Origin of the sequence: Altererythrobacter sp. BO-6 (assembly GCF_011047315.1) — a bacterium.
Classification (GTDB): Bacteria; Pseudomonadota; Alphaproteobacteria; order Sphingomonadales; family Sphingomonadaceae; genus Erythrobacter.
Map to the genome: position 1 here is coordinate 325,096 of NZ_CP049259.1, position 24,443 is coordinate 349,538.

Genomic DNA, 24,443 nt, shown 5'->3' on the forward strand with positions numbered 1-24,443 from the left:
GACTTGTCATCACATCATAATGTGATATCACGTCAGCATGACATCTACAATCGAGCGCGTTCGCGCAATCGTATCCTCGGGCGAAATGACAAAGGCCGGTTTGGCACGCGCCGCAGGCCTGCACGCCAATACGCTGCGGGATTGCACGGACAATAGCTGGAACCCAACTGCAGAAACGCTGGCCAAGCTGGAAAACTTCCTGCTCCACAGCGGTGATCGCCCCGCCCTTGTCGGCATCGAGGAAATCATCGACGAAGCGCGCAACGGGCGCATGTATATTCTTGTCGATGACGAGGATCGCGAGAACGAAGGCGACCTGATCATTCCGGCGCAGATGGCCACTCCCAATGCGATCAATTTCATGGCGATGTACGGTCGCGGGCTGATCTGCCTGGCGCTGGACAGCAAGCGGGTGAAGCAGCTCGGCCTGCAGCCAATGAGCCGCAACAACAAGGAAAGCATGCAAACCGCCTTCACGATCTCGATCGAGGCAAAGGAAGGCGTCACCACCGGGATTTCCGCAGCTGACCGGGCGCGGACCGTTTCCGTCGCAATCGACGCCTCAAAGGGTCCGGACGATATCGTCACCCCCGGGCATGTCTTCCCGCTCACAGCACGCGACGGCGGAGTGCTGGTGCGCGCGGGGCATACCGAAGCGGCGGTCGACATTTCCCGACTGGCGGGCCTCAATCCCTCGGGCGTGATCTGCGAGATCATGAATGAGGACGGCACGATGGCGCGGCTCGACGACCTGATCGTCTTCGCGCGCAAACACGACCTGAAGATCGGAACCATCCGCGACCTGATCGAATACCGGCGCCGCAATGACCATCTGGTTGAGCGCGTCAGCGAGCGCAGCTTCGATTCCGACTATGGTGGCCAGTGGCGCCTGCTCACCTATCGCAACAAGGTCGATGGCAGTGAGGCGCTCGTCCTCCAAAAGGGGCATGTCGTGCCGGGCGAGCCGACCCTGGCCCGCGTGCACCCGGTCTCCGTGCTGGACGATGTGCTGGGGCAACCCGGCCCGCGCAAGCGCACCCTCCAGCGCGCAATGCAGGCGGTTGGCGACCACGGATCAGGCGTGATCGTGGTTCTGCGCGACCGATCCGCCACCGGCAGCTACTGTGAAGATGACGAACTGCGCAATGTCGGGATCGGATCGCAGATCCTGGCCGACATGAAGATCCATGACATGATCCTGCTCAGCAATTCGCAACCCAATGTTGTCGCGATCGAAGGCTATGGCCTCAACATCGTTGGCCACATGCCCATTCCGGAGTGAACAAATGGCCCGTTTCCTGATCGTCGAAGCCCGCTTTTACGCGCACCTCAATGACATGCTTATCGCAGGTGCCAAGGGCGCGCTTGAAGCGGCCGGGCATGAGGTGGAGGTGATCACCGTCCCCGGCGCGCTCGAAATCCCGGGCGCGATCGCGCTCGCTGCCGAAAGCGGCAGCTACGACGGCTTCGTTGCGATTGGCGTTGTCATCCGGGGCGAGACCTATCACTTCGAAATCGTCGCGGGCGAGAGCGCACGTGCGATCATGGCGCTGACGATGGACGGGATTGCGATCGGCAACGGCATCCTGACGGCCGAGAACGAGCAGCAGGCGATCGTCCGCGCTGATCCGGCGCAGAAGGACAAGGGCGGCGAGGCGGCCAAGGCCGCCATCGCACTACTCGCATTGCAGGAGCGGTTCGGGGCTTAAATCGCCAACCGGCCGAAGCACTGCGCGCCGGCATAGACTGCGCTGGCGCCCAGTTCTTCCTCGATCCGGATGAGCTGGTTGTACTTCGCCAAGCGATCCGACCGTGCCAGCGAGCCGGTCTTGATCTGCCCGCAGTTCGTCGCGACCGCGAGGTCGGCGATGGTCGAATCCTCGGTCTCGCCGGAGCGGTGGCTCATCACCGAAGTGTAGCCCGCACGGTGCGCCATTTCGACGGCTGCGAGCGTCTCGGTCAGCGATCCGATCTGGTTGACCTTGACCAGCAGCGAGTTGGCCAGGCCCTTGCCAATGCCCATCGACAGGCGTGCCGGATTGGTCACGAACAGGTCGTCACCAACCAGCTGGACCTTCCCGCCGATCTTGTCGGTCAGGATCTTCCAGCCTTCGAGGTCGTCTTCGCCCATCCCGTCTTCGATCGAGCGGATCGGGTAATCGGCGCATAGCGCGGCAAGATAGTCCGCCATTTCCTCGCTCGAGAGCGAGGTGCCCTCGCCCGCCATGTCATAGCGGCCATCGGCGAAGAATTCGGTCGAGGCACAATCGAGCGCTAGCGCGACTTCGCTGCCCGGCTTGAACCCGGCCTGCTCGATCGAGGCCATGATGAAATCGAGCGCGGCGCGGGTGCTGGCGAGATCCGGCGCGAAACCGCCTTCATCACCAACAGCGGTCGACAACCCCTTCTGCGAAAGGGCGGACTTGAGCGTATGGAAGATCTCCGAACCCCAGCGCACTGCGTCAGCGAGTGAGTTCGCGCCCACCGGCATGATCATGAATTCCTGGATGTCGATCGGATTGTCGGCATGCTCGCCGCCATTGATGATGTTCATCATCGGCACGGGCAGCACATGCGCGGCAACACCGCCGAGATAGGAATAGAGCGGCAGGCCCCGCGCATTGGCCGCCGCCTTTGCCACTGCCAGGCTGGTGCCGAGGATGGCATTGGCGCCGATCCGGCCCTTGTTGGGGGTGCCATCGAGTTCGATCATGGTCAGGTCGATGTCGCGCTGGTCTTCGGCATCGAGACCCAGGATCGCATCGGCGATCTCGGTGTTGACCGCGTCCACCGCCTTGAGCACGCCCTTGCCCTTGTAACGCGCCTTGTCTCCATCGCGCAGTTCAACAGCCTCATGCGCGCCGGTCGACGCCCCCGAAGGAACAGCGGCTCGTCCGAAACTTCCGTCCTCCAGCAGCACATCGACTTCCACAGTCGGGTTGCCTCGGCTATCAAGGATTTCGCGGCCGTGCAGGTCGATAATCGCGGTCATGGACAGGCTCCTGGCTCGATGTGTTGTAATTGGCTAAGACACCCCCATATCGGGGAGGTAGGCAGCGCTCTATGCGCCGGAACATCGCCGCGCAAGCCGCGTTGCTTTATTAACGGCCCCGGCAATCGTATTCGTGCCGGAAATGATGAAATTACAAGGCAAAGGACGGATCATGGCAGCGACGACCAAAACCAAGACCAGGAAGAAGACCACCGCCAAGAAGGCGCCCAAGGCCGCTGCTCCGGTGGACAACAAGGCAGAAGCGAAGTCCCGCTTCAATGCCGCGCTTGACGAGGCTCGCGCCGGTGCGGCAGCGCTGAAGGCAGAGGCTGGCGTGCGCGCCGGTGCCTATCGCGAACAGGCCCGAGAGAAAGGAACCGATCTGGTGGCAGAAGCAAAGAACTATGGCGGCGAAGTGAAAGCAAAGGCCAGCGACCTGGCAGTTGAAGGCAAGACGCGCGCCAGTGACGCTCTGGCGTCGCTCGGCAAGATCGTGGCTGACACCGCGCCGCAGATCGACGAGAAGGTTGGCGAGCAATACGGCGATTATGCCCGCAAGGCATCGCGCAGCCTGCAGGAAGCGAGCGCCAAGCTGGACTCCAAGAGCGTCGAGGAAATCGGCGATGACGCCCGCGAATTCGTTCGCAAGAGCCCCGGCACTGCGCTCGGGATCGCCGCTGTGCTCGGCTTCCTTGTCGCACGGCTGTTCCGCGGCGGGCGCGGCTAACCGCGGGTTAGGGGGCTGGAGATGCGTGAGGAGGATCAAGCCGATCCCCGTCCGCTGGCTGTCGATGACGAACTCGACGCCGCATTGCGCGGCGACGAGGGCGGTGAGGCGCGCACCGGCCCCAACTTGATCGATGACGTGGCCGCGCTGGTTTCGGACGGTCGCAATTTCGTCCAGGCCGAAGTCGAATTCCAGAAGACCCGGCTCGCCTTTGCCGCCAATCGCAGCAAGTCCGCGGTGGTTTCCGGCCTGTTCGCGCTGGCCTTCATCCACCTCGCGCTAATCGCGCTGGTGGTCGGGCTGGTGATCGCGCTGACCCCGCACGTCACAGCCTGGGGTGCCACGGCGATTGTGGTTGGCCTGCTGCTGCTTGGGGCGTTCATTCTGGCGATGCGGATGCAGGCTTCGACCCGCGAGATCGGCGAAGCCTTCGAAGGCGACACCAAGGGCAACGGCGAATGAACGACCTGAAGCGCCGCCTCGAGGAGGATCGCAGCCTGCGCAACACCGCACGATCCATCGTGCTCGACCAGTTCCTGCGCGTGCGGGAAGCAGCATCAGGGAAACGCATCGGCGAGCAACTGGCCAACCGCATCAGCGGCGAGACACTTCTCGCCGCAGACCGCGCCGCTGGATCAGCGCGTAGTCATGGCATAGCCGCAGCCGTTATCGGGGCGGTGGCCGCCGCACTCTGGTTCGCGCGTGAGCCAATCATGAATTTCGTCACGGAGCTGCTTGGATCGGGCGATGCGGAAGACACCCCGAATGATCAGATCGTCGACGAAACGGAAGGTTGATATGGCCAGCGAAGACAAACGCAATGCCCTGCGCCAGCGCATCGAAACGGCGCAGAACCGCCTTTCGGAGAACCCGGCGAGCAACTATGCACGCGAGGCAGCTGATCAGGTGATCGGCTTTGCCAAGGCCAACCCATTGGTTGTGCTTGCGGGCGCTGTCGCCGTCGGCCTCACACTGGGTTCGCTGTCGCAGCGGGGTAAGAAAGCTGCCGCCGCAACAGGTGTTTTCAGGCGGTTCGCAACCGATGCCGCCATCGCTTTCGCGGTAGCCTTGTATGAGCGCGCCTCACACCGCAGCGAAGAAGAAAAAGACCAACCATCCGGCTAGGTCAGCGCCCCTGCCCCTTGCCAGACGCGCTGGCTCCGCTATGGGGCGCGCCATTCTCTCCAAGGAAACAGGACATCATGGCTGAAACCGAGACAAAACAGCGCCTGCACCTGGTCATGGGTGGGCGCGTGAAAGACCCCCGTACGCTGGAGTTCCAGGATCCCGAAAGCTTGCACGTCGTCGGCGTGTTCAGCAGCTATGACGCCGCGGTCGAGGCATGGCGCGCCAATGCCCAGCGCACCGTCGACGATGCCGAAATGAAATATGTGGTGGTGCACATCCACCGGTTGCTGACGCCGGACGCCTAAGGCGCGCCGGCGCAAGCCGGATCAGATGAATTCGATCTTGTCGACAAGGTAGAACTTGTCGCCCGAAGGCACGGTCACCTCGATCTCGTCGCCCACCTGCTTGCCGATCAGCGCACGCGCAATCGGCGAATTGTAGGAGATACGGCCGCGGCTGGCTTCAGCTTCGGTCTGGCCGACGATCTGGTATTTGACCGGCTTGTCGTTCTCGTCGAGCAGGGTCACCGTCGCGCCGAAGATGATCTTGTCTCCCGAAAGTGTGGTGGGATCGATGATCTGGGCGCGGCTGACCTTGTCTTCCAGCTCGGCAATCTGCGCCTCGACCTGGCCCTGGCGCTCCTTGGCGGCGTGATATTCGGCGTTCTCCGAAAGATCGCCATGCGCCCGCGCTTCTTCGATCGCCTCGACAATTTTCGGCCGTTCCGCACGCAAGGTCTTGAGATCGGCGGTAAGCCGCTCATAGCCTTCTGCCAGCATCGGAACCTTTTCCATCGTAGCCATCCAGTCTTTCCTTCAGCGCCCTCCCCCCTGAAAAGACAGTCATTTCCAACGTGGCCGCTTCTGCCGAGGCGGCCTTGTCAACGTCGGGATGTCGGGAAAAGGGCTGTTTGTCGCTAACTATAATAGTCCTGCAACGAGCGGACTTCAAGCTGGCTTGCATTTACCGCATGAATTGCGTTTGCTGCAGCGATCGATGCGGCCGCCGTGGTGTAATACGGCAGCTTCTTTTCCAGCGCCGATGCACGGATCGATTTCGAGTCCAGCAGGCTCTGCCACCCCTCGGTCGTATTGAAGATCAGATCGACTTCGCCATCGATAATCTTGTCGACGATATGCGGCTGACCCTCGGCCACCTTGTTCACCCGTTCAACCGGCAGGCCTTGCTCCGCCAGATAGCTTTGCGTGCCGCCGGTCGCGATCACGCGGAAGCCTTGCTCGATCAGCGTCCGTACCGCACCCAGGATCGGCGCCTTGTCGGTGTCCTTGACCGAAACGAACAGCGTGCCTTCGGTCGGCAGCACCATCCCCGCCGCCAGCTGCGACTTCAGGAACGCCGCCTCGAAGCTGCGGTCGATGCCCATCACTTCGCCGGTCGATTTCATCTCGGGAGAGAGCACCGGATCGCTGCCCGGGAAACGGCTGAACGGGAACACCGCTTCCTTGACCGCCATATAGGGTAGATCGCGCTTGAACGGCTCGAAATTGCTCAGCGATTCGCCCGCCATCACCCGCGCGGCGATCTTCGCCACAGGCTGTCCGATAGCCTTCGCAACAAACGGGACGGTGCGACTGGCGCGGGGGTTCACCTCGATCAGATAGACCTCACCGTCTTTCACCGCGAACTGCACGTTCATCAGGCCGACGACCTTGAGCGCATGCGCCAGCGCCTCTGCCTGGCGTTCCATCTCCTCAATGATGGACTTCGGCAGCGAATAGGGCGGAAGGGTGCAGGCGCTATCGCCGGAATGGACGCCGGCCTCCTCGATATGCTGCATCACGCCAGCGATGCGCACTTCCTTGCCATCGCACAGCGCATCGACATCGCATTCGACCGCGTCGCGCAAATATTGGTCGACCAGCACCGGGCTGTCACCCGACACGTTCACAGCGGTGCGGATGTAGTCATCTAGTTGCGCCTCGCTGTCGACGATCTCCATCGCGCGGCCACCCAGCACATAGGACGGGCGCAGCAGCACCGGATAGCCGATCCGCGCGGCAACGGCGGCCGCCTCATCGCGGCTGTAAGCGATGCCATTGTCAGGCTGCTTGAGCTTGAGCTTGTTGACGAGCCGCGCGAAACGCTCACGGTCTTCTGCGAGGTCGATCGCATCGGGCGAGGTGCCCAGGATCGGGATGCCTGCATCCTCGAGTGCTTGCGCCAGCTTCAGCGGGGTCTGCCCGCCGAATTGCACGATCACGCCGACCAGCTCGCCCTTCGACTGTTCGACGCGCAGGATTTCCAGCACGTCTTCCGCCGTCAGCGGCTCGAAATAGAGCCGGTCGGACGTGTCATAATCGGTCGAGACGGTTTCCGGGTTGCAGTTGACCATGATCGTCTCGAACCCGGCTTCAGCCAGCGCAAAGCAGGCGTGGACGCAGCAATAGTCGAATTCGATCCCCTGCCCGATCCGGTTTGGCCCGCCACCGAGGATGACGATCTTCTTGCGGTCGCTCGGGTCCGCCTCACACTCCGGCTCGCCAAAGCTGGGCGCTTCATAGGTCGAGTACATATAGGGCGTGATCGCCTCGAACTCGGCGGCGCAGCTGTCGATCCGCTTGAATACCGGATGCACGCCCAGCTTGTTGCGCAGCGCCCGCACCTCGTCTTCGCTGGTCGCACCGGCCATCGCCTGCAGTGCGTCGTGCAGCAGGCCGGAACGCTTGGCCTGGGTCTCGCCCAGCCCGCCCGCTACGCCGACCGAACGCACCGCCAGAGTGGCGAGCCGCTTGTCGGAAAAGCCCATCGATTTCAGGCGCCTTAGCTCGGCCGCATCGCGCGGCAAGCCATCTGCGGAAATCTGCTTCTCGGCAGCGATGATCTCCTCGATCTGGCGCAGGAACCACGGATCATAGGATGTAACCGCGTGGATTTCCTCGACGCTCATACCCGCGCGAAAGGCCTGCCCCACATACAGCAGCCGGTCAGGCGTGCGGCGCGAGAGCGCGGCGGTGAGCACTTCGCGTGAGACGCCTTCGAGCGACGGCACGCGGTTGAACCCGTCGAGGCCCGTCTCCAGCCCGCGCAGCGCTTTCTGCACCGATTCCTGGAAGTTACGGCCGATCGCCATCACTTCGCCGACCGATTTCATCGCAGTCGCAAGCTCCGGCTTGGCGCCCTTGAACTTCTCGAAGGCGAAGCGCGGGATCTTCGTAACCACGTAGTCGATGGTAGGCTCGAACGATGCCGGCGTAGCGCCGGTGATCTCGTTGGTAATCTCGTCCAGCGTATAGCCTACCGCAAGCTTGGCGGCGACGCGCGCGATCGGGAAACCGGTCGCCTTGGAAGCCAATGCCGAGCTGCGCGACACGCGCGGGTTCATCTCGATCACGATCAGGCGTCCGTCGGCTGGGTTGACCGCGAACTGCACGTTCGACCCGCCGGTCTCGACCCCGATCTCTCGCAGCACCGCGATGCTGGCGGTGCGCATGATCTGGTATTCCTTGTCGGTCAGCGTCAGCGCAGGGGCGACGGTGATGCTGTCACCGGTATGCACTCCCATCGGATCGACATTCTCGATGCTGCAGATGATGATGGCATTGTCGTTCCGGTCCCGGACGACCTCCATCTCGTATTCCTTCCACCCCAGCAGCGATTCCTCGATCAGCACTTCGGTGGTGGGCGAGGCGTCGAGCCCTTCGCGCACAATCCGTTCGAATTCAGCCTTGTTGTAGGCGATGCCGCCGCCGGTGCCGCCCAGGGTGAAGCTGGGTCGGATGATCGAGGGCAGCCCAGTATGTTCGAGCACCGCAAAGGCCTCTTCCACCGTGTGCGCTACGCCGCTCCGCGCGCTTTCAAGGCCGATCTTGTCCATCGCCGCGCGGAAACGATGGCGGTTCTCCGCCTTGTCGATCGCATCGGCATCGGCGCCGATCATCTGCACGCCGTACTTCTCCAGCGTGCCGTTGTTGAACAGTGCCAGCGCGCAGTTGAGCGCGGTCTGCCCGCCCATGGTCGGCAGCACCGCATCGGGCCGTTCCTTGGCGATGATCTTCTCGACGATTTCGGGCGTGATCGGCTCGATATAGGTCGCGTCGGCAAACTCGGGATCGGTCATGATCGTGGCCGGGTTCGAATTGACCAGCACGACACGATAGCCCTCTTCTTTCAGGGCCTTGATGGCCTGCGTTCCGGAGTAATCGAACTCGCAGGCCTGGCCGATGATGATCGGGCCGGCGCCGATGACGAGGATCGAGGAGATGTCAGTGCGTTTGGGCATCTAAAATACTTTCACTTCATGCACGCTTGCACTTGGCGCGAAACAATCGCGCGCTTTGCCCAGTTGGAGCGTTGAGTTTGAAGGTCGATTGAAAAGCGAATAATTCGCCGTCGGGGGATTCTAGAACGGCAAAATTCTCTGAGATTCCATATCTCGGGTAGTCAACAAGCCACGAGTCAAGATCCCGACCGTCAATGGATTTGAGTCGACGGATGTTCCCCCCATCTTCGGTGGTTCTTATCGTTCCGCTGCTCGTGCCGTACCAAATAATGTCCGCCGTCCCATCGGGCTTTTCAGTGAAGACCGTGTATCCATCGCCAATTCTGTCTTCTTGCAGTCCTTCGTCCCAAGCGAAGGAGTGGATTGCGAGACCAATGGGCTCCCCACAAAAGAAAATTGGGGCCTCTCCTTCCACCAAATGTTGAGAAACCTTCGTCGCAACCAAACGAGAATCTGCTTCAGAAAAGTCAGCAAGGGGCGGTTGTGGGCTGCTCATAGAGCATCCCAGCAATAATGACGTTCCGACAATAAGACCCGCAGTCCCTCTCATCACCCCAACATCCCCACGAACTTCTCGAACAGGTAAAAGCTGTCCTGCGGGCCGGGGCTCGCCTCGGGGTGGTATTGCACGCCGAACGCCTGCTTGCCCTTGATCGAAATGCCGCAGTTCGATCCATCGAACAGCGAAACATGAGTCTGCTCCACCTCGGGCGGCAGCGTATCCGCATCGACCGCGAAGCCGTGGTTCATGCTGGTGATTTCGACCAGCCCAGTCGTCTCGCCCCAGCCCTCGCCCACGCGCTGGACCGGATGGTTCGCGCCGCGGTGGCCCTGGTGCATCTTGGTGGTCTTCGCGCCCGCCGCCAGCGCCAGCATTTGGTGGCCGAGGCAGATGCCGAAAAGCGGGATATCGCGATCGAGCAGGCCCTTGATCACCGGCACGGCATATTCGCCGGTTGCCGCCGGATCGCCCGGCCCGTTGGAAAGGAACACGCCATCGGGCTTGAGCGCGAGGATTTCATCAAGCGAAGTCTTGGCCGGAACCACGGTGACCTTCGCCCCTGCCTTCACCAGATTGCGGAAGATATTGTCCTTCGCGCCGTAATCGATGGCGACGACATGCGGGCGGTCTTCCGCCCCCCCCGTTCCCATCGTGCGATAGCCTTCGCCAAGCGCCCAGTCGGCCCCGGCCCAATCCTCTTGGCCCGCTCGCGTCACAACCTGGGCCAGGTCCATCCCTTCGAGGCCCGCCCATTCCTGTGCCCGCTTGAGCAGCGCGGGAATATCGAACTTGCCGTTCGGATCATGCGCGATCACCGCATTGGGGGCGCCCGCCAACCTGATCCGCCGCGTCAGCGCGCGGGTATCGACCCCGCTAAGCCCGATCTTGCCATTCGCCGCCATCCATTCGGTGAAACCCTGCAGGCTGCGGAAATTGCTCGGCTGGGTCACATCCTCGCGCACCACGCAGCCGACCACGCCCTCCACCTTGCTTTCGATATCTTCCGGGTTCGCGCCGACATTGCCGATATGCGGGAAGGTGAAGGTGACGATCTGCGCGGCATAGCTGGGATCGGTCATCACCTCCTGATAGCCGGTCATCGCGGTGTTGAAGCACACCTCGCCCACCGCCGCTCCGCTAACGCCGAAGCCCTTGCCCCAGATCACCGTGCCATCGGCCAGAACGAGGACTCCCGTCGCACCCTTTGGTTGCGCAGGACGAGAGGCAGCAGAAGCCATATTGGGCTCTCCGAGTCAGGGGTTTTCCGGCAATGTCGCTAAGTCCCAGCCGCTAGCCATGCGGGGCGGGCGCGTCAACCGCATGGGGAGAAATATCGACTATTCGGGGCATAAACCCTATCTGCCCCGCCAACACGAGAATAAAGGACCGATTCCATGCTTCGCGACGACATCAAGGCCGCCACCATCACCGCCATGAAGGCAGGCGAAAAGGATCGTACCGCCGCGCTTCGCCTGATCGGGGCGAAGATCAAGGACCGCGACATCGAGATGCGCACCTCGACCAAGGAAATCGCCGATGACGACCTGGTGGTGGAAGTGCTGCAGAAGATGGCGAAGCAGCGCCGCGAATCGATCGAGCTGTATGAACAGGGCGGGCGCGAGGAACTGGCCGCGCAGGAACGCGCCGAACTGGCGGTGATCGAGGAATTCCTGCCGGCAATGATGAGCGAGGCCGACACCGCCGCCGCGATCGAAGCGATCAAGGGCGAGCTTGGCGCCAGCTCTATCAAGGACATGGGCCGCGTGATGGCCGAGCTGAAGGCACGCCACGGTGCACAGCTCGACATGGGCAAGGCCAGCGGGCTGGTGAAAGCGGCGCTTTCCTAATACTGTCCGCCGATGCTTTCCCCGCAGTGGCTTGACGAATTGCGTGCACGGGTGACGCTTTCCAGCGTCATCATGCGCACGACCAAGCTGCAGCGCGCGGGCCGCGAGTGGAAGGCGTGCTGCCCGTTCCACAACGAGAAGTCGCCCAGCTTCACCGTCAATGACGAGAAGGGCTTCTACCACTGCTTCGGCTGCGGCGCGCATGGCGATGTGATCCGCTGGATGACCGACCAGCGCGGCTTGCAGTTCATGGATGCGGTGAAGGAGCTGGCGCAGCAGGCCGGGATGGAAGTCCCCCGCCCCGATCCTGTGGCCGCTCAGCGGGCGGAGCAGCGCGCCGGCCTGGTCGATGTGACCGAGGCGGCGCAAGGCTGGTTCGTGGAGAATTTGTTCGCCAGCGAGGGCGCGGCGGCGCGCGATTACCTCAAGTCACGCGGTTTTTCGTCTGCCGTCATGCGCGAATTCGGCTTCGGCTATGCACCAGATAGCAAGGTGGCGCTGAAGGGTGCGCTGGCGCAGTTCGACGAGGGCATGCTGGTCGAGGCCGGACTGCTGATCTCGGTCGATGATAAGCCACCCTATGACCGCTTTCGTGACCGGCTGATGCTGCCGATCCATGATGCGCGCGGCCGCGTGATCGCGTTCGGCGGGCGGATCCTGGAAGCCCGCGATGGCGTGGCGAAATATCTCAATTCACCCGACACGCCTTTGTTCGACAAGGGGCGCACGCTCTACAATTTGCACCGCGCCGGCCCCGCCAGTCGCCAGACGGGCCGCATGGTCGTGGTCGAAGGCTATATGGACGTGATCGCGCTGGCCAATGCCGGGATTACCGACGCAGTCGCGCCACTGGGTACCGCGCTGACCGAGAACCAGCTGACCATGCTGTGGCGCATGGTCGATGCACCGGTGCTGTGCTTCGATGGCGATGCGGCGGGCCAGCGCGCGGCGATGCGGGCAATCGGCCGCGCCCTGCCCATGCTGCAACCGGGCAAGAGCCTGGGGATTGTGCGCCTGCCCACCGGGCTCGATCCCGATGATCTGATCAGGCAGCAGGGCAAGGCGGCGATGGAGCGACTGCTCGAACAGCCAGCAAACCTGCTCGACACGCTGTGGACCTTCGAACGCGACGCACAGGAACTGCGCACACCAGAGGACAAGGCCGGGCTCAAGGCGCGACTGATCGCGCATACCGAAGCGATCCAGCACCCAGACATCCGCGCGCTCTATCGCCGCGAGCTGCTGCAACTCTATTCCGATTTTGCCTTCCCGCCGCGCCCGCAGCGGCAATGGAACGGCCCGGCCCGCCCGGGCTGGCAGCAGGCGCCGCAGCGGCTTGCCGGTGATGTCGCGGCCAGGCTGCGCAAGGCCATTTCCGGCGGCGCGCGCAGCGACCTTGCCAGCGCGGTGATTCATGGCCTTGTCCGCCATCCAGGCGAAATCCGCCGCCACACCGAATCCCTCGGGCGGTTGGCCCGGTTCGAGCCGCGCATGGCCGAAACTGTCGAAACTCTGCTGGAACTGTCGGAAACGCTTGATTCGCGCGCCGACATGGCCATATCAGTGGCGCAAGGCCTTCCCGCCCCACCGGATCAAAACCGCTACGCTTTCCTGAGAGAAGGCACCAACCCGGTAGATGCGTGCGAGGAACTGGCTGAAGCTGTGTCGCTGTTGGTTGAAAAACCAGCGCTCAAGGCCGCTATTGCAGCGGCCACTGCGCGTTTCGACGATGATCCGGAAGGGTCGATCGCCGAGCAAAACCGACTGCGGGAACGGCTTTCCGCTTTGGATACCCGCCTGATGCATTTCGGGCGCAAGAAGGCCGCTACGGTGGCTGGCAATGAAATTTCTCGCGAGCCGGCTGACGAGCCGGTCTCCGACCTGGAAACGGACTGACACGGACCTATGGCGTCAAATTCAAAGAGCAGCGCAGGCACCAAAGACGATGATGCCCCGCTGATCGACCTCAACGAAGCATCGATCAAGAAGCTGCTGAGCAAGGCCAAGAAGCGCGGCTATGTCACCTATGACGAGCTTAACGAAGCGCTGCCTTCGGGCGAGATGAGCCCCGACCAGATCGAGGATATCCAGACCGCGCTGAGCGAAATGGGCGTACAGATCGTCGAGAATGACGAAGAGGCCGAAGCCGACCAGGATCCCGATGTCGAGGAAATGGGCGTCGACGACGACGATAGCGACGATGACGAGGACGATGACGACGGCTCCAAGCCCAGCGCGAAGAAGCCCGCCGCCTCTGCTGCCGCCAAGAAAACCGCGACCGGCGACCGCACCGATGATCCGGTGCGCATGTACCTGCGCGAAATGGGCGCGGTGGAACTCCTCAGCCGCGAAGGTGAAATCGCCATCGCCAAGCGGATCGAGGCTGGCCGTGACATGATGATCATGGGGCTGTGCGAAAGCCCGATCACCTTCCACGCCATCATCCAGTGGTCCGAAGCGCTCAACAATGAGGAAATGCAGCTGCGCGAGATCCTCGATCTCGATGCCATGCTCTCGAAAGAGCCGCCCGCCGACAAGCTGGCCGATGACGCCGAGGATGACGACGACGACGGCGAGATCTCGGAAGCGACCGCCGGCCCGACCATCCGCGACGACGATGAGGTCGAAGACGAGGAAGAGGACAGCGACGACGAGGACGAAGACGGCGAGGAGCGCGCCAGCAAACGTCGCGACGATGACGACGAGGAAGACAACACCATGTCGCTGGCGCAGATGGAAGCTGCGCTGAAGCCCGAAGCGCTGGAGCGCTTCGCGCGCATTACCTCGCTGTTCAAGACGTTCGAGAAGCTGCAGGCAGAGCGGGTCGAAACGCTGGCCGCCGGCGATGAATTCCCGAAGGCCAAGGAAAACAAGTACGAAAAGCTGCGCGAAGACCTCACCGCCGAGGTCGAGAGCGTGCAATTCCACGCGACCAAGATCGAATTCCTGGTCGACAATCTCTATGCCTTCAACCGCCGCCTTACCGCGCTGGGCGGGCAGATGCTGCGCCTGGCGGAACGCCACAAGGTGAAGCGGATCGACTTCCTGAGCGCCTATGTCGGCAACGAGCTTGACGATGCGTGGATCAAGGAATTCGCCAAGAAGGACAAGAAATGGGCTGCCTTCGCCGAGAAGGAAGCTGACGCAATCGAACGCATCCGCGCCGAAATCGCCGATATCGCCAGCCAGACCGGCATGTCGCTGCCCGAACTCCGCCGCATCGTGAACATGGTGCAGAAGGGTGAGCGCGAGGCGCGTATCGCCAAGAAGGAAATGGTCGAGGCAAACCTGCGCCTGGTGATCTCGATCGCCAAGAAATACACCAACCGCGGCCTGCAGTTCCTCGACCTGATCCAGGAAGGCAACATCGGCCTGATGAAGGCGGTCGACAAGTTCGAATACCGCCGCGGCTACAAGTTCAGCACCTATGCCACCTGGTGGATCAGGCAGGCGATCACCCGCTCGATCGCCGACCAGGCCCGCACCATCCGCATCCCGGTCCATATGATCGAAACGATCAACAAGCTGGTGCGCACGTCGCGGCAGTTCCTGCACGAGGAAGGCCGCGAACCGACGCCGGAAGAAATGGCCGCGCGGCTTTCCATGCCGCTCGAAAAGGTGCGCAAGGTGATGAAGATCGCCAAGGAGCCGATCAGCCTCGAAACGCCCATCGGCGACGAGGAAGATCCGCACCTGGGCGATTTCATCGAGGACAAGAATGCCGTGATCCCGGTCGATGCCGCGATCCAGGCGAACCTCAAGGAAACCGTGACACGGGTTCTGGCCTCGCTCACCCCGCGTGAAGAGCGCGTGCTGCGCATGCGTTTCGGCATCGGCATGAACACCGATCACACGCTGGAGGAAGTCGGCCAGCAGTTCAGTGTGACCCGCGAACGTATCCGCCAGATCGAAGCCAAGGCGCTTAGGAAGCTCAAGCACCCGAGCCGCTCGCGGAAGATGCGTAGCTTCCTGGATCAGTAAGCTGGCGCAAGATTCAAGCGTTACAATCTGGACCGTGCGAGGATTGTGATGAACGCAAGCGCCGAAGATCCGGCCGAGGTGTTCCGGGTCTCAATGCGGACCCGGATACTTTTACCGTTAGCGGTCTCGGTATTCGGGATCATTCCGCTCGGTTCGCTATACTTGGCGTTCGGCACCGGCTCGTTCGAAATCTCCGCCGGTTCATCCGGCTGGAAAGGCACGCCTGTATGGCTCATCCTGACGTTATGCTGGCTCGCGTTCCTTTGGTTTCTCTTCGTCTTTGCCCGCATGCTCAAATATTACCGCCGACCCCAGATGTTCACCCTTTCGAAGGGGGAAATTGAGATCGGCGGTGAACGTGTTCCCAAATCCCAGATCATGGAAATTCGCGGACGCGGATTGTTTGGCGATACAATCGTGCTCAGCAAGGCTGGCACATTCACGATCCACCCCCAGCTGACGCGAGGCGGGATCGGCGCGCTCCACCGCCATTTCCGGCGCCGATACGATGCCAAGGCCTTTGCCGAAGTGCCTTGGCTTGTGGGAAAATAGCCCCGCCGCCGCCATTCCCTCTTGGCAAGTTCATTGTGCAGTGCAACAAAATGCGTAGCCGAAGGGAAGTACAGCCATGCCAACCATTGCCATTATCAGCCAAAAGGGCGGATCCGGCAAGACCACCATCGCCCTGCACCTCGCCGCCAGCGCGACGCAGGCCAAAAAGCCGGCCTGCGTGATCGACACCGATCCGCAGGCCACCGCAGCCGCATGGGGTGACTGGCGTGGCGATTTCTTCCCGCTGGTGGTGACCAGCCCGCCGGCCCGGCTCGCCAAGACGATCGAGCGCGCGCACAAACAAGACGACGTGCAGGTCGTCGTGATCGACACCCCGCCCCATGCCGAGGCGGCGATGCGCGAAGCAATCAAGGCGGCGGACCTGGTGCTGATCCCTTCACGCCCGCGCGCCTTTGACCTTCACGCCCTCGAAGCTGTAGCCGAAATGGTCGAATTCGCCGGAAAACCGGCTTTCGTCGTGCTCAATGCTGTGCCGTCGGGTGCGACCAGGCAAGTCGCCGAAGCGACCGAAACCGCCAAGAGCCTTGGTCTGAAAACCTGCCCAGTAACCTTCGGCGAGCGCGCGGATTTCCACCGCTCTTCCGCCAAGGGCGAAGTCGCCTCCGAAATCGACGCCGAAGGCAAGGCCGCGGCCGAAGCGGCAGCACTCTGGAAATGGGCCGCGCGCCAGCTGAAGTAGCCGCACCCAAGCTGCACTACTACACCGCCACGCTGGCGCTTATCGCCTGGTCCCCGATAATCAGGGTTTGCCTTCATCGACGGGGATCGATCATGCCTTTCAAAATCCGTGCGGCCGCCCTGGCGAGCGCCCTTGCCTTTATTCCATCGGCTGCGCAGGCACAGGCCAGTAAGGCAGAACTCGCCGAACTGGAAGACGCCAAGGTCATCGTGCAGGCAGTAGTGCCGGCGTCTGACCGGACAGCCAGCATGCAGCGCGTGATGAAAGTCATCGGCCAACAAATGGTCCAATCGGGCCTGCTCGATACCAATGACCCGGAAATGTCCCGGCTGTTCGATGACTTCATGGCCTATCTTCCTGAGCGACTGCAGCCCGTCATCGATACGTTCGGAGACGACATGGCGCATGCCATGGCGCAGGCCTATGTCCGCGAATTCTCGGCCAGCGAACTCGTGCAGATCCGCAAATTTGCCGAAACGCCGGCGGGCAAGCATTACCTTGGCGCCAGCATGAAGCTGCTGGAGGATCCGGCAGTCGCCGCTGCAAACCAGCGCTTCCTCGCCTCGCTCCAGACCGAATTCGATCCGATCATGACCGAATGGGACCGGCGGATCAGGCAATACCAGGCCGAGCAGCGATCAAGTTATGATGGTGCGGCAACTGACAGCTACGAGCCACCGATTATGGCCCCCATCCTGCCCCCCTGCGCCTCCGGCACCCCCAGCACCACCGCGCTGAGGCCCAGCGCGCGGGCAGGGAAAAACCGCGTCACAGGGGTGGCGGGAATCGCTCGCCTTCCCTATGTCGCCCGCATGCGCATCGCCATCGCCTCTGACCACGCCGCCACCGACCTCAAGGCCGAGCTTGCCGAATGGCTGATCGAGCTTGGCCATGAAGTGGCCGACCTTGGCCCGCACTCGACGGAGAGCGTCGATTATCCCGACTATGGTTACAAGCTGGCCGCAGTGGTTGCTGAAGGCACCGCCGAACGCGGCATCGCTCTGTGCGGATCGGGCATCGGCATTTCGATCAGCGTCAACCGCCACCCGCTGGTGCGCTGCGCGCTGGTATCCGAGCCGCTTTCTGCCGCCCTGGCGCGGGAGCACAATGACGCGAATGTCATTGCGCTCGGCGCCCGGCTGACCGGTATCGAAATGGCGAAGGCCTGCGTCGAAACCTTCCTCGACACGGAGTTTGCCGGTGGCCGCCACCAGCGCCGCGTCGACAAGCTATCCAACCCTCCGTCTGACACTGACACGATCGAGCCCCTGCAATGAGCACTGCGCCTTCCCAGAACAACAGCATCATGCACCGCTTCTGGCATGACAGCCTGGCTGATGCCGATCCGGAGGTGGCGGCCGCCGTCTCCAAGGAATTGAAGCGCCAGCAGGACAAGATCGAACTGATCGCGAGCGAGAACATCGCCTCCAAGGCAGTGCTTGAAGCGACCGGCAGCGTGTTCACCAACAAATATGCCGAAGGCTATCCGGGCAAGCGCTATTACGGCGGCTGCGACTATGCCGATGTGGTCGAAACGCTGGCGATCGAGCGCGCCAAGCAATTGTTCGGCTGCAATTTCGCCAACGTCCAGCCCAACTCCGGCTCGCAAATGAACCAGGCCGTGTTTCTGGCGCTACTGCAACCCGGCGACACCTTCATGGGCCTTGACCTCAATTCGGGCGGGCACCTGACGCATGGCTCGCCGGTCAACATGAGCGGCAAGTGGTTCAATCCGGTCAGCTATGGCGTGCGCAAGGATGACGAGCGGATCGACATGGACGAAGTTGCCGCCACCGCGCGCGAGCACAAGCCCAAGCTGATCATCTGCGGCGGCACCGCCTATTCGCGCACCTGGGATTTCAAGCGCTTCCGCGAGATTGCGGACGAAGTGGGCGCTTACCTGCTGTGCGACATGAGCCACATCTCGGGCCTGGTCGCCGGCGGCGCGCACCCTTCGCCCTTCCCGCATGCGCATATCGTGACCAGCACCACGCACAAGAGCCTGCGCGGCCCGCGGTCAGGCATCATCCTGTGGAATGACGAGGAACTGACCAAGCCGATCAACATGGCGGTGTTCCCCGGCCTGCAGGGTGGCCCCCTGATGCATGTCGTCGCGGCCAAGGCGGTGGCGTTCCTCGAAGCGCTGCGCCCCGATTTCAAGACCTATGCTCACGCGGTGGTTGAGAATGCGCGCGCGCTGGCCGCCAGCCTTGAGGAAAACGGCCTGCGGATCGTGTCCGGCGGCACGGATAATCACTCGATGCTGGTTGACCTCACGGCCAAGAATGTAACGGGCAAGGACGCGGAAAAGGGCCTCGATCGCGCCTGGCTCACCTGCAACAAGAACGGCATTCCCTACGACACGCGCAGCCCGTTTGTGACCAGCGGCATCCGCCTGGGCACTCCGGCGGGGACCACGCGCGGCTTTGGCCCGGCTGAATTCCGCAAGGTCGGCAAACTCATCGCCGAAGTCGTCGACGGGCTTGCCAAAAACGGCCCCGAGGGCGATGCTCAGGTAGAGGAAAGCGTGCGCAGCCGCGTTTCCGAACTGTGCGCTGCCTTCCCCGTCTATCCGGAGGGTTGAACCATGAGCGAGAATTCACCTGAAGAGCGCAGTATCTTTGACGATGCGAAGGACGAAGTGGTCGGCATGGCCAAACAGGGGGTCAAGCACCCCTCGACCAAGCCTGTTCTCACCGGCGCTGCGATCGGCGCAGTTGCTGCGGCATTGCTGCCGGTCGTGACCTGGCCCGTCGGCCTGGCGGCTGGTGCGGGTTTTGCGCTGTATCAGAGAATCAAGAAATAAGGCTCTGAATGCGCTGCCCTTTTTGCGCCCATGACGACACGCAGGTAAAAGACAGCCGCCCGACCGAGGATAATGCCTCGATCCGGCGCCGTCGCCAGTGTTCCAGCTGTGGTGCGCGCTTCACCACTTTCGAACGCGTGCAATTGCGCGAAGTCACCGTGGTCAAATCCGGTGACCGGCGCGAGGCGTTCGATCGCGGCAAGCTTGAGCAGTCGGTGGCGCTGGCCTGCCGCAAGCGCGGCGTGGACCAGGAGCGGATCGACCAGCTCGTCTCGGGTATCCAGCGCCAGGTTGAAACTGCGGGTGACGCCGAAGTTCCTTCGTCGCGGATCGGCGAAATGGTGATGAACGGCCTCCGCCAGATCGACAGCGTCGCCTATATCCGCTTCGCCAGCGTCTATCGCGATTTCAGCGAAGCCAAGGATTTCGAGGAATTCGCCAGCACCGTGCAGGAAGCGGCGCATGACGGCACAAAGTAACCAGCCAGCGATCGTGCTGGTGCGCCCGCAATTGGGCGAGAATATCGGCAAGGCCGCGCGTGCCATGCTGAATTTCGGGCTCACGGAGTTGCGACTGGTTGCGCCGCGCGATGGCTGGCCCAATCCTGACGCCGGCCCTTCCGCCGCCGGCGCCGATATCGTGCTCGAACGCGCGCGCGTTTACGAGACAACGGCTGAGGCGGTGGCGGATTGCGCGCATGTCTATGCCACCACCGTACGCAAGCGCGGCGTGACCAAGCCGGTCGTCGGCCCGGACGAGGCCGGCCGCGCTATCCATGCCGAGCCGGGCAAAAGCGCGATCCTGTTCGGGCCGGAGCGATCCGGGCTGGAAACCGAGGATGTAGCGCTGGCGCGCACGATCCTGACGGTGCCCATCAACCCGGAATTCGGATCGCTCAACCTGGCCCAGGCAGTAATCCTTTGCGCCTATGAGTGGTCGAAACAGGCCGATGTCGTTCAGCCGACCGCCGAGGATGAGGTCCTCCCCCCCGCCCCGCAAGCCGACCTCGACGGGTTGATCGCACACCTTGAACGAATGCTGGAACCCAAGGGCTATTTCCTGCCTGAAGCGCGCGCCGAAGCGACCCGCCGGACGCTTCGCACTGTCCTGACGAAGCCGGGCTGGGATCATCTGCAGGTGCGCACAATGCGCGGCGTGCTTTCGAGCCTGGAGCGGAAAGCTAGACCCTGACGCGATCCCATTCGTCGAATTCATAGGCGATCGACGCTTCCACCAGCTGGCCCCACATGGCTTCGATCGCGGCGCGCGGCAGCCCGCGAGCCTCGGCATCCGCCCCCGCCGCCGCGATCACCGCAGCCTTGCGTTCTTCGTCACGCACGCTTTCACGGGTCGGCTTGATCCGCGCCGCCGCGCGCATATAGCCGAAGCGGCGATCGAGCAGTGCCATCAGTTCGCGATCGGTCGCATCCACGCCGGCGCGCACCTCTGCCATGGTGGTGCATTGATCGGGCAAGGTAATTGTCTCGGTCATGCCGCGCCCTGTGAAGCGTGGCGGCGCATTTGTCGAGAGGGGCTGTACAACCAAGACACGATGCTTGACCTCGGGCCCAATCCTGCTATGCGCCCGCCTTCGCGAATTGGCCCCGTATCCCGGTGAAGCGGTGGCCGCGTCTGGCAACAGGTCAGGCGGTGCGATGCCGGGTTGAATGGTCACCATTGGGGTGACCCAGCAAATTGAAGGATACGACTTATGTCGAAGCGCAAGAGCGCCAAGTACAAACTCGACCGCCGGATGGGCGAAAACATCTGGGGTCGTCCGAATTCTCCGGTCAACAAGCGTTCCTATGGCCCGGGCCAGCACGGCCAGCGCCGCAAGGGCAAGATGTCCGACTTCGGCCTGCAGCTGCGCGCCAAGCAGAAGCTCAAGGGCTATTACGGCGACGTCACCGAAAAGCAGTTCAAGCGCACCTATCAGGAAGCGTCGCGCATGAAGGGCGACACCGGTCAGAACCTGATCGGCCTTCTCGAGCAGCGTCTGGACATGGTGGTCTATCGCGCCAAATTCGCACCGACCATCTTCGCCGCCCGCCAGCTGGTTTCGCACGGTCACGTCTCTGTGAACGGCGTGAAGTGCAACATCGCGAGCCGCCGCGTGGTGGTGGGCGATGTCGTCAGTCTGGGCAGCAAGGCCAAGGAAATGGCGCTCGTGATCGAAGCGCAGAGCCTGCCCGAGCGCGACATTCCTGACTACGTCTCGCCCGACGGCAACGACAAGGTGACCTTCACCCGCGTGCCGAAGCTTGACGAAGTGCCCTATCCGGTCACCATGGAACCGAACCTGGTTGTCGAGTTCTACTCGCGCTAATCGGTCTCAAAACCAGTTATCAGAAGGGCGGCCTTGCGGGGCCGCCCTTTTCGTTTGTGGCCCACGCTGCGGTTCGCTAGTCAAAGCACCATGGAAATTTTGTTGATCGACGGACATCCGGCTGCCGCCCGGCTGTCCAGCCACGTGCTCGATATGTATCAGGCGGCCTTGCCATCCGATGCCAAGGTTACCCGAATTGCGGTGCGCGATCTGGCCTTCGACCCGGTCTTGCATCACGCCTATGCCAAGCGGACTGAATGGGAAGACGATCTCCATTCCTTTGCAGGGTTGCTCGACGCCTGCGACCATCTGGTCATTGCATTTCCGATGTGGTGGGGCAGCGAGCCTGCCCCGCTCAAGGGGCTGATCGACCGTGTGTTCCTGCCCGGCTTCACCTTTGCATATCACGACAATGACCAATGGTGGGACCGGCTGATGGAAGGCCGCTCCGCCGATGTGATTGCGACCATGGACACGCCGCCGTTCTTCCTGCGGCTCATGTACGGCGATGCAATCGTCAAGCGCTGGAAGCGCCAGGTACTGGGCTTTTGCGGCTTCAAGCCCGTACGGTTTCTCTCGCTTGGGCCGGTCAAGGGCGGCGCGGCCGACAAGCGCATGCCGCAATGGCGATCACGTGTCGAGAAGCTGGCGCGCTCGATCTGGGTTGCCGAACCGGCGAAGAAACAGTTGCGGCTCGACCGTTTCCTGACGCGCTAACCGGAAAAATAATCCCGCCGGAAGGTGGTTGCGAAAGCGGCAAAGCGCCCTTCCCCGATTGCCTCGCGCATCGCCTGCATCAGCTGTTGATAAAAACTCAGGTTATGCTCGGTCACCAGCATCGCACCCAATATCTCGCCCGATTTCTGCAAGTGGTGGAGATAGGCGCGCGAATAGGTGGCGCAGGTGGGGCACGTGCAGCGCTCGCACAGCGGGCCGGTATCCTCCGCATGGCGCGCATTGCGCAGGTTAAGCGGCCCGCTCCAGGTGAACGCCTGCCCGTTGCGGCCTGAACGCGTCGGCAGCACACAATCGAACATGTCAATCCCGCGCTCGACCGCGCCGACAAGATCATCGGGCTTGCCTACGCCCATCAGGTAACGCGGCTTGTCCCGCGGCAGCATGTCCGGCGCGAAATCGAGTGTGGCGAACATCGCCTCCTGCCCTTCACCCACGGCCAGCCCGCCCACGGCATAGCCATCAAAGCCGATCTCGATCAGCTTTTCGGCGCTGATCCGGCGAAGGCCCTCGTCCAGCGCGCCCTGCTGGATGCCGAACAAGGCTGCGCGGCTGGCGTGCTCGCCGCCACTGTCAAACCCGTCGCGGCTGCGCTTCGCCCAGCGCATCGACAGTTCCATGCTTTTGGCGATCACATCGCGCGGCTGGTCGGCGCGCGGGCATTCGTCGAACGCCATCACGATGTCGCTGCCAAGCAGGCGCTGGATCTCCATCGAGCGCTCGGGCGTGAGCATGTGTTTCGAACCATCGATATGACTGCGAAACTCCACCCCGTGCTCGGTCAGCTTGCGCAATTCGCTGAGGCTCATCACCTGGTAGCCGCCGCTATCGGTCAGGATCGGGCGATCCCAGTTCATGAAGCGGTGCAAGCCGCCAAGCCTCGCCACCCGCTCCGCTCCCGGTCGCAGCATCAAATGATAGGTGTTGCCGAGGATAATGTCGGCGCCAGTCGCACGCACGCTCTCCGGCTTCATCGCCTTGACTGTTGCGGCGGTACCCACCGGCATGAAGGCGGGCGTGCGGATTTCACCGCGCAGCATCGAAATGCTGCCGGTGCGCGCCTTGCCATCGGTCGCATGGATAGTGAAGTCGAAGCGCTGTGCCATCGCCAGAGCCGCTAGCGACAGCGGCGCGCGATGTCACCCGTCCAATCGCATGGGATATGGCAAAGGGCCGGAAGCGCGCTGAGCCTCCGACCCTTATACAACTCGAACCGAACCGGTTCAGAAGTTGAACACGACGCCTGCGGTTGCCCGCAGCGAGTCGAAAGAGATTGTGTCGACGCCGACACGAACGGCGGCATTGCGACCGCCGAGGCCGAATTCGCCGCCAACGCCTACGATGTAGTCGCCCTCGCTATCCGGCAGGCCTTCGGGAAGCTCGGCATCAAGGATTGCCTCAAGGTCCAGATCGACCTCCTGATATCCGCCGCGCAGGTAGATCTTGGAATTCTCGCTGGTGCGGATGCCCAGTCTTGCGGCAATGCCGTACTCATTGTCGATCGCGTCAGTGCCGAAATGGTAATTGGCCTCTGCGCCAACAAACAGCTTCTCTGTTACAGGGAAATCGACCCCGGCAACCACGCCGAAAATAGCACCGCTGTCGTCGACATCGAATGTGTCATCGTCCACGCCAAGGTCATGATAACCGGCCGACAGCCCGACAAAGGGTTCTGCCGTGCCGCCATCTTGCGCGCTCGCAGCTGTGGGAATGACCAGCGCAGCAGCGAATGCGCTTGAAGCTGCGATAAGGGGGGTACGCATGTAATTTCCTCCATTGTTTTGGCCCAAAACGGGCGTGACATGGAGGTGATGCCCGCAGGATTGCTGGCAGATGAATCGCAAATTCAGAAACTTACAGCGTCGACGAAGTGCCGGGCAAAGCCGACGAATGGCAAGCCAGGCAAG

27 protein-coding genes are annotated in these 24,443 nt (G+C 62.4%); 19 read left to right on the top strand and 8 right to left on the bottom strand.

Annotated elements, in window-relative coordinates; translation table 11 throughout:
- Positions 1 to 37: 37 nt before the first annotated feature.
- Complete coding sequence (gene ribB, locus G6N82_RS01555) at positions 38 to 1,282, top strand: 3,4-dihydroxy-2-butanone-4-phosphate synthase (RefSeq protein WP_165193063.1); 1,245 nt, start codon at positions 38 to 40, stop codon at positions 1,280 to 1,282.
- A 4-nt stretch (positions 1,283 to 1,286) separates the two neighbouring features.
- Entirely contained in the window at positions 1,287 to 1,709 is a 423-nt protein-coding gene (ribH, locus tag G6N82_RS01560) for a 6,7-dimethyl-8-ribityllumazine synthase (protein WP_165193065.1), read from the top strand.
- Here the strand turns inward: ribH and eno are convergent.
- Entirely contained in the window at positions 1,706 to 2,992 is a 1,287-nt protein-coding gene (gene eno, locus G6N82_RS01565) for a phosphopyruvate hydratase (protein ID WP_165193067.1), read from the bottom strand. The genes ribH and eno overlap by 4 nt on opposite strands.
- A gap of 172 nt (positions 2,993 to 3,164) precedes the next feature.
- Here eno and G6N82_RS01570 point away from each other — a divergent pair, with 172 nt between their 5' ends.
- From G6N82_RS01570 to G6N82_RS01590, 5 genes are all read left to right on the top strand, one after another.
- A complete protein-coding gene (locus G6N82_RS01570; protein ID WP_206520271.1) occupies positions 3,165 to 3,719 on the top strand; it encodes a hypothetical protein in 555 nt (184 codons plus the stop codon).
- 21 nt (positions 3,720 to 3,740) lie between these two features.
- The gene (locus tag G6N82_RS01575; RefSeq protein ID WP_165193069.1) at positions 3,741 to 4,181 is read left to right on the top strand and encodes a phage holin family protein; all 441 of its coding nucleotides are present in this window, start codon (positions 3,741 to 3,743) and stop codon (positions 4,179 to 4,181) included.
- Positions 4,178 to 4,516, top strand: a complete 339-nt coding sequence (locus tag G6N82_RS01580; RefSeq protein ID WP_165193071.1) for a hypothetical protein — start codon at positions 4,178 to 4,180, stop codon at positions 4,514 to 4,516. Before G6N82_RS01575 ends, G6N82_RS01580 begins: the two co-directional genes overlap by 4 nt.
- Position 4,517: 1 nt before the next feature.
- The gene (locus tag G6N82_RS01585) at positions 4,518 to 4,844 is read left to right on the top strand and encodes a hypothetical protein (protein ID WP_165193073.1); all 327 of its coding nucleotides are present in this window, start codon (positions 4,518 to 4,520) and stop codon (positions 4,842 to 4,844) included.
- Positions 4,845 to 4,921: 77 nt separating this feature from the next.
- On the top strand, positions 4,922 to 5,152 hold the full coding sequence (locus G6N82_RS01590) for a DUF4170 domain-containing protein (protein ID WP_165193075.1): 231 nt from the start codon (positions 4,922 to 4,924) through the stop codon (positions 5,150 to 5,152).
- A 21-nt stretch (positions 5,153 to 5,173) separates the two neighbouring features.
- Here the strand turns inward: G6N82_RS01590 and greA are convergent, their stop codons facing one another.
- The 4 genes from greA to carA all read right to left on the bottom strand — a co-directional run bounded on the left by greA (position 5,174) and on the right by carA (position 10,827).
- Complete coding sequence (gene greA, locus G6N82_RS01595; protein WP_165193077.1) at positions 5,174 to 5,650, bottom strand: transcription elongation factor GreA; 477 nt, start codon at positions 5,648 to 5,650, stop codon at positions 5,174 to 5,176.
- A gap of 113 nt (positions 5,651 to 5,763) precedes the next feature.
- The gene (gene carB, locus G6N82_RS01600; RefSeq protein ID WP_165193079.1) at positions 5,764 to 9,087 is read right to left on the bottom strand and encodes a carbamoyl-phosphate synthase large subunit; all 3,324 of its coding nucleotides are present in this window, start codon (positions 9,085 to 9,087) and stop codon (positions 5,764 to 5,766) included.
- A 16-nt stretch (positions 9,088 to 9,103) separates the two neighbouring features.
- The gene (locus G6N82_RS01605) at positions 9,104 to 9,583 is read right to left on the bottom strand and encodes a hypothetical protein (protein WP_165193081.1); all 480 of its coding nucleotides are present in this window, start codon (positions 9,581 to 9,583) and stop codon (positions 9,104 to 9,106) included.
- A 53-nt stretch (positions 9,584 to 9,636) separates the two neighbouring features.
- Complete coding sequence (gene carA / locus G6N82_RS01610) at positions 9,637 to 10,827, bottom strand: glutamine-hydrolyzing carbamoyl-phosphate synthase small subunit (RefSeq protein ID WP_165193083.1); 1,191 nt, start codon at positions 10,825 to 10,827, stop codon at positions 9,637 to 9,639.
- Positions 10,828 to 10,983: 156 nt separating this feature from the next.
- On the opposite strand from carA, the gene G6N82_RS01615 reads away from it, so the two are divergent.
- From G6N82_RS01615 to G6N82_RS01660, 10 genes are all read left to right on the top strand, one after another.
- Positions 10,984 to 11,436 carry a GatB/YqeY domain-containing protein gene (locus G6N82_RS01615; protein ID WP_165193085.1) on the top strand — a complete coding sequence of 151 codons (453 nt, stop codon included), beginning with the start codon at positions 10,984 to 10,986 and terminating at the stop codon, positions 11,434 to 11,436.
- A 12-nt stretch (positions 11,437 to 11,448) separates the two neighbouring features.
- A complete protein-coding gene (gene dnaG / locus G6N82_RS01620) occupies positions 11,449 to 13,332 on the top strand; it encodes a DNA primase (RefSeq protein WP_165193087.1) in 1,884 nt (627 codons plus the stop codon).
- A gap of 9 nt (positions 13,333 to 13,341) precedes the next feature.
- Positions 13,342 to 15,417: an RNA polymerase sigma factor RpoD gene (rpoD, locus tag G6N82_RS01625; RefSeq protein WP_165193089.1), complete on the top strand. Its 2,076-nt coding sequence runs from the start codon at positions 13,342 to 13,344 to the stop codon at positions 15,415 to 15,417.
- A 48-nt stretch (positions 15,418 to 15,465) separates the two neighbouring features.
- On the top strand, positions 15,466 to 15,969 hold the full coding sequence (locus G6N82_RS01630) for a hypothetical protein (RefSeq protein WP_165193091.1): 504 nt from the start codon (positions 15,466 to 15,468) through the stop codon (positions 15,967 to 15,969).
- A gap of 76 nt (positions 15,970 to 16,045) precedes the next feature.
- On the top strand, positions 16,046 to 16,669 hold the full coding sequence (locus G6N82_RS01635; protein ID WP_165193093.1) for a ParA family protein: 624 nt from the start codon (positions 16,046 to 16,048) through the stop codon (positions 16,667 to 16,669).
- An 812-nt stretch (positions 16,670 to 17,481) separates the two neighbouring features.
- Positions 17,482 to 17,946, top strand: coding sequence for a ribose 5-phosphate isomerase B (rpiB, locus tag G6N82_RS01640; protein ID WP_165197851.1), 465 nt, complete (start codon positions 17,482 to 17,484; stop codon positions 17,944 to 17,946).
- Complete coding sequence (glyA, locus tag G6N82_RS01645; RefSeq protein ID WP_277601952.1) at positions 17,943 to 19,253, top strand: serine hydroxymethyltransferase; 1,311 nt, start codon at positions 17,943 to 17,945, stop codon at positions 19,251 to 19,253. Before rpiB ends, glyA begins: the two co-directional genes overlap by 4 nt.
- Before the next feature lie 3 nt (positions 19,254 to 19,256).
- Positions 19,257 to 19,475 (top strand): hypothetical protein, encoded by a 219-nt coding sequence (locus tag G6N82_RS01650; RefSeq protein ID WP_165193095.1) that lies wholly within the window; start codon positions 19,257 to 19,259, stop codon positions 19,473 to 19,475.
- Positions 19,476 to 19,483: 8 nt separating this feature from the next.
- Positions 19,484 to 19,954, top strand: coding sequence for a transcriptional regulator NrdR (gene nrdR, locus G6N82_RS01655; protein ID WP_165193097.1), 471 nt, complete (start codon positions 19,484 to 19,486; stop codon positions 19,952 to 19,954).
- Positions 19,938 to 20,666: an RNA methyltransferase gene (locus G6N82_RS01660; protein WP_165193099.1), complete on the top strand. Its 729-nt coding sequence runs from the start codon at positions 19,938 to 19,940 to the stop codon at positions 20,664 to 20,666. Before nrdR ends, G6N82_RS01660 begins: the two co-directional genes overlap by 17 nt.
- Here the strand turns inward: G6N82_RS01660 and G6N82_RS01665 are convergent.
- A complete protein-coding gene (locus G6N82_RS01665; protein WP_165193101.1) occupies positions 20,656 to 20,967 on the bottom strand; it encodes a chorismate mutase in 312 nt (103 codons plus the stop codon). The genes G6N82_RS01660 and G6N82_RS01665 overlap by 11 nt on opposite strands.
- Positions 20,968 to 21,186: 219 nt before the next feature.
- On the opposite strand from G6N82_RS01665, the gene rpsD reads away from it, so the two are divergent.
- On the top strand, positions 21,187 to 21,801 hold the full coding sequence (gene rpsD, locus G6N82_RS01670) for a 30S ribosomal protein S4 (protein ID WP_165193103.1): 615 nt from the start codon (positions 21,187 to 21,189) through the stop codon (positions 21,799 to 21,801).
- A gap of 90 nt (positions 21,802 to 21,891) precedes the next feature.
- A complete protein-coding gene (locus tag G6N82_RS01675; RefSeq protein ID WP_165193105.1) occupies positions 21,892 to 22,518 on the top strand; it encodes an NAD(P)H-dependent oxidoreductase in 627 nt (208 codons plus the stop codon).
- On the opposite strand, the gene tgt is transcribed toward G6N82_RS01675, so the two are convergent.
- Both tgt and G6N82_RS01685 read right to left on the bottom strand, forming a co-directional pair.
- The gene (gene tgt, locus G6N82_RS01680) at positions 22,515 to 23,642 is read right to left on the bottom strand and encodes a tRNA guanosine(34) transglycosylase Tgt (RefSeq protein ID WP_165193107.1); all 1,128 of its coding nucleotides are present in this window, start codon (positions 23,640 to 23,642) and stop codon (positions 22,515 to 22,517) included. The two genes, G6N82_RS01675 and tgt, sit on opposite strands and share 4 nt — an antisense overlap.
- A gap of 117 nt (positions 23,643 to 23,759) precedes the next feature.
- Positions 23,760 to 24,299 (bottom strand): outer membrane beta-barrel protein, encoded by a 540-nt coding sequence (locus G6N82_RS01685; protein WP_165193109.1) that lies wholly within the window; start codon positions 24,297 to 24,299, stop codon positions 23,760 to 23,762.
- Between the last annotated feature and the right edge of the window lie 144 nt (positions 24,300 to 24,443).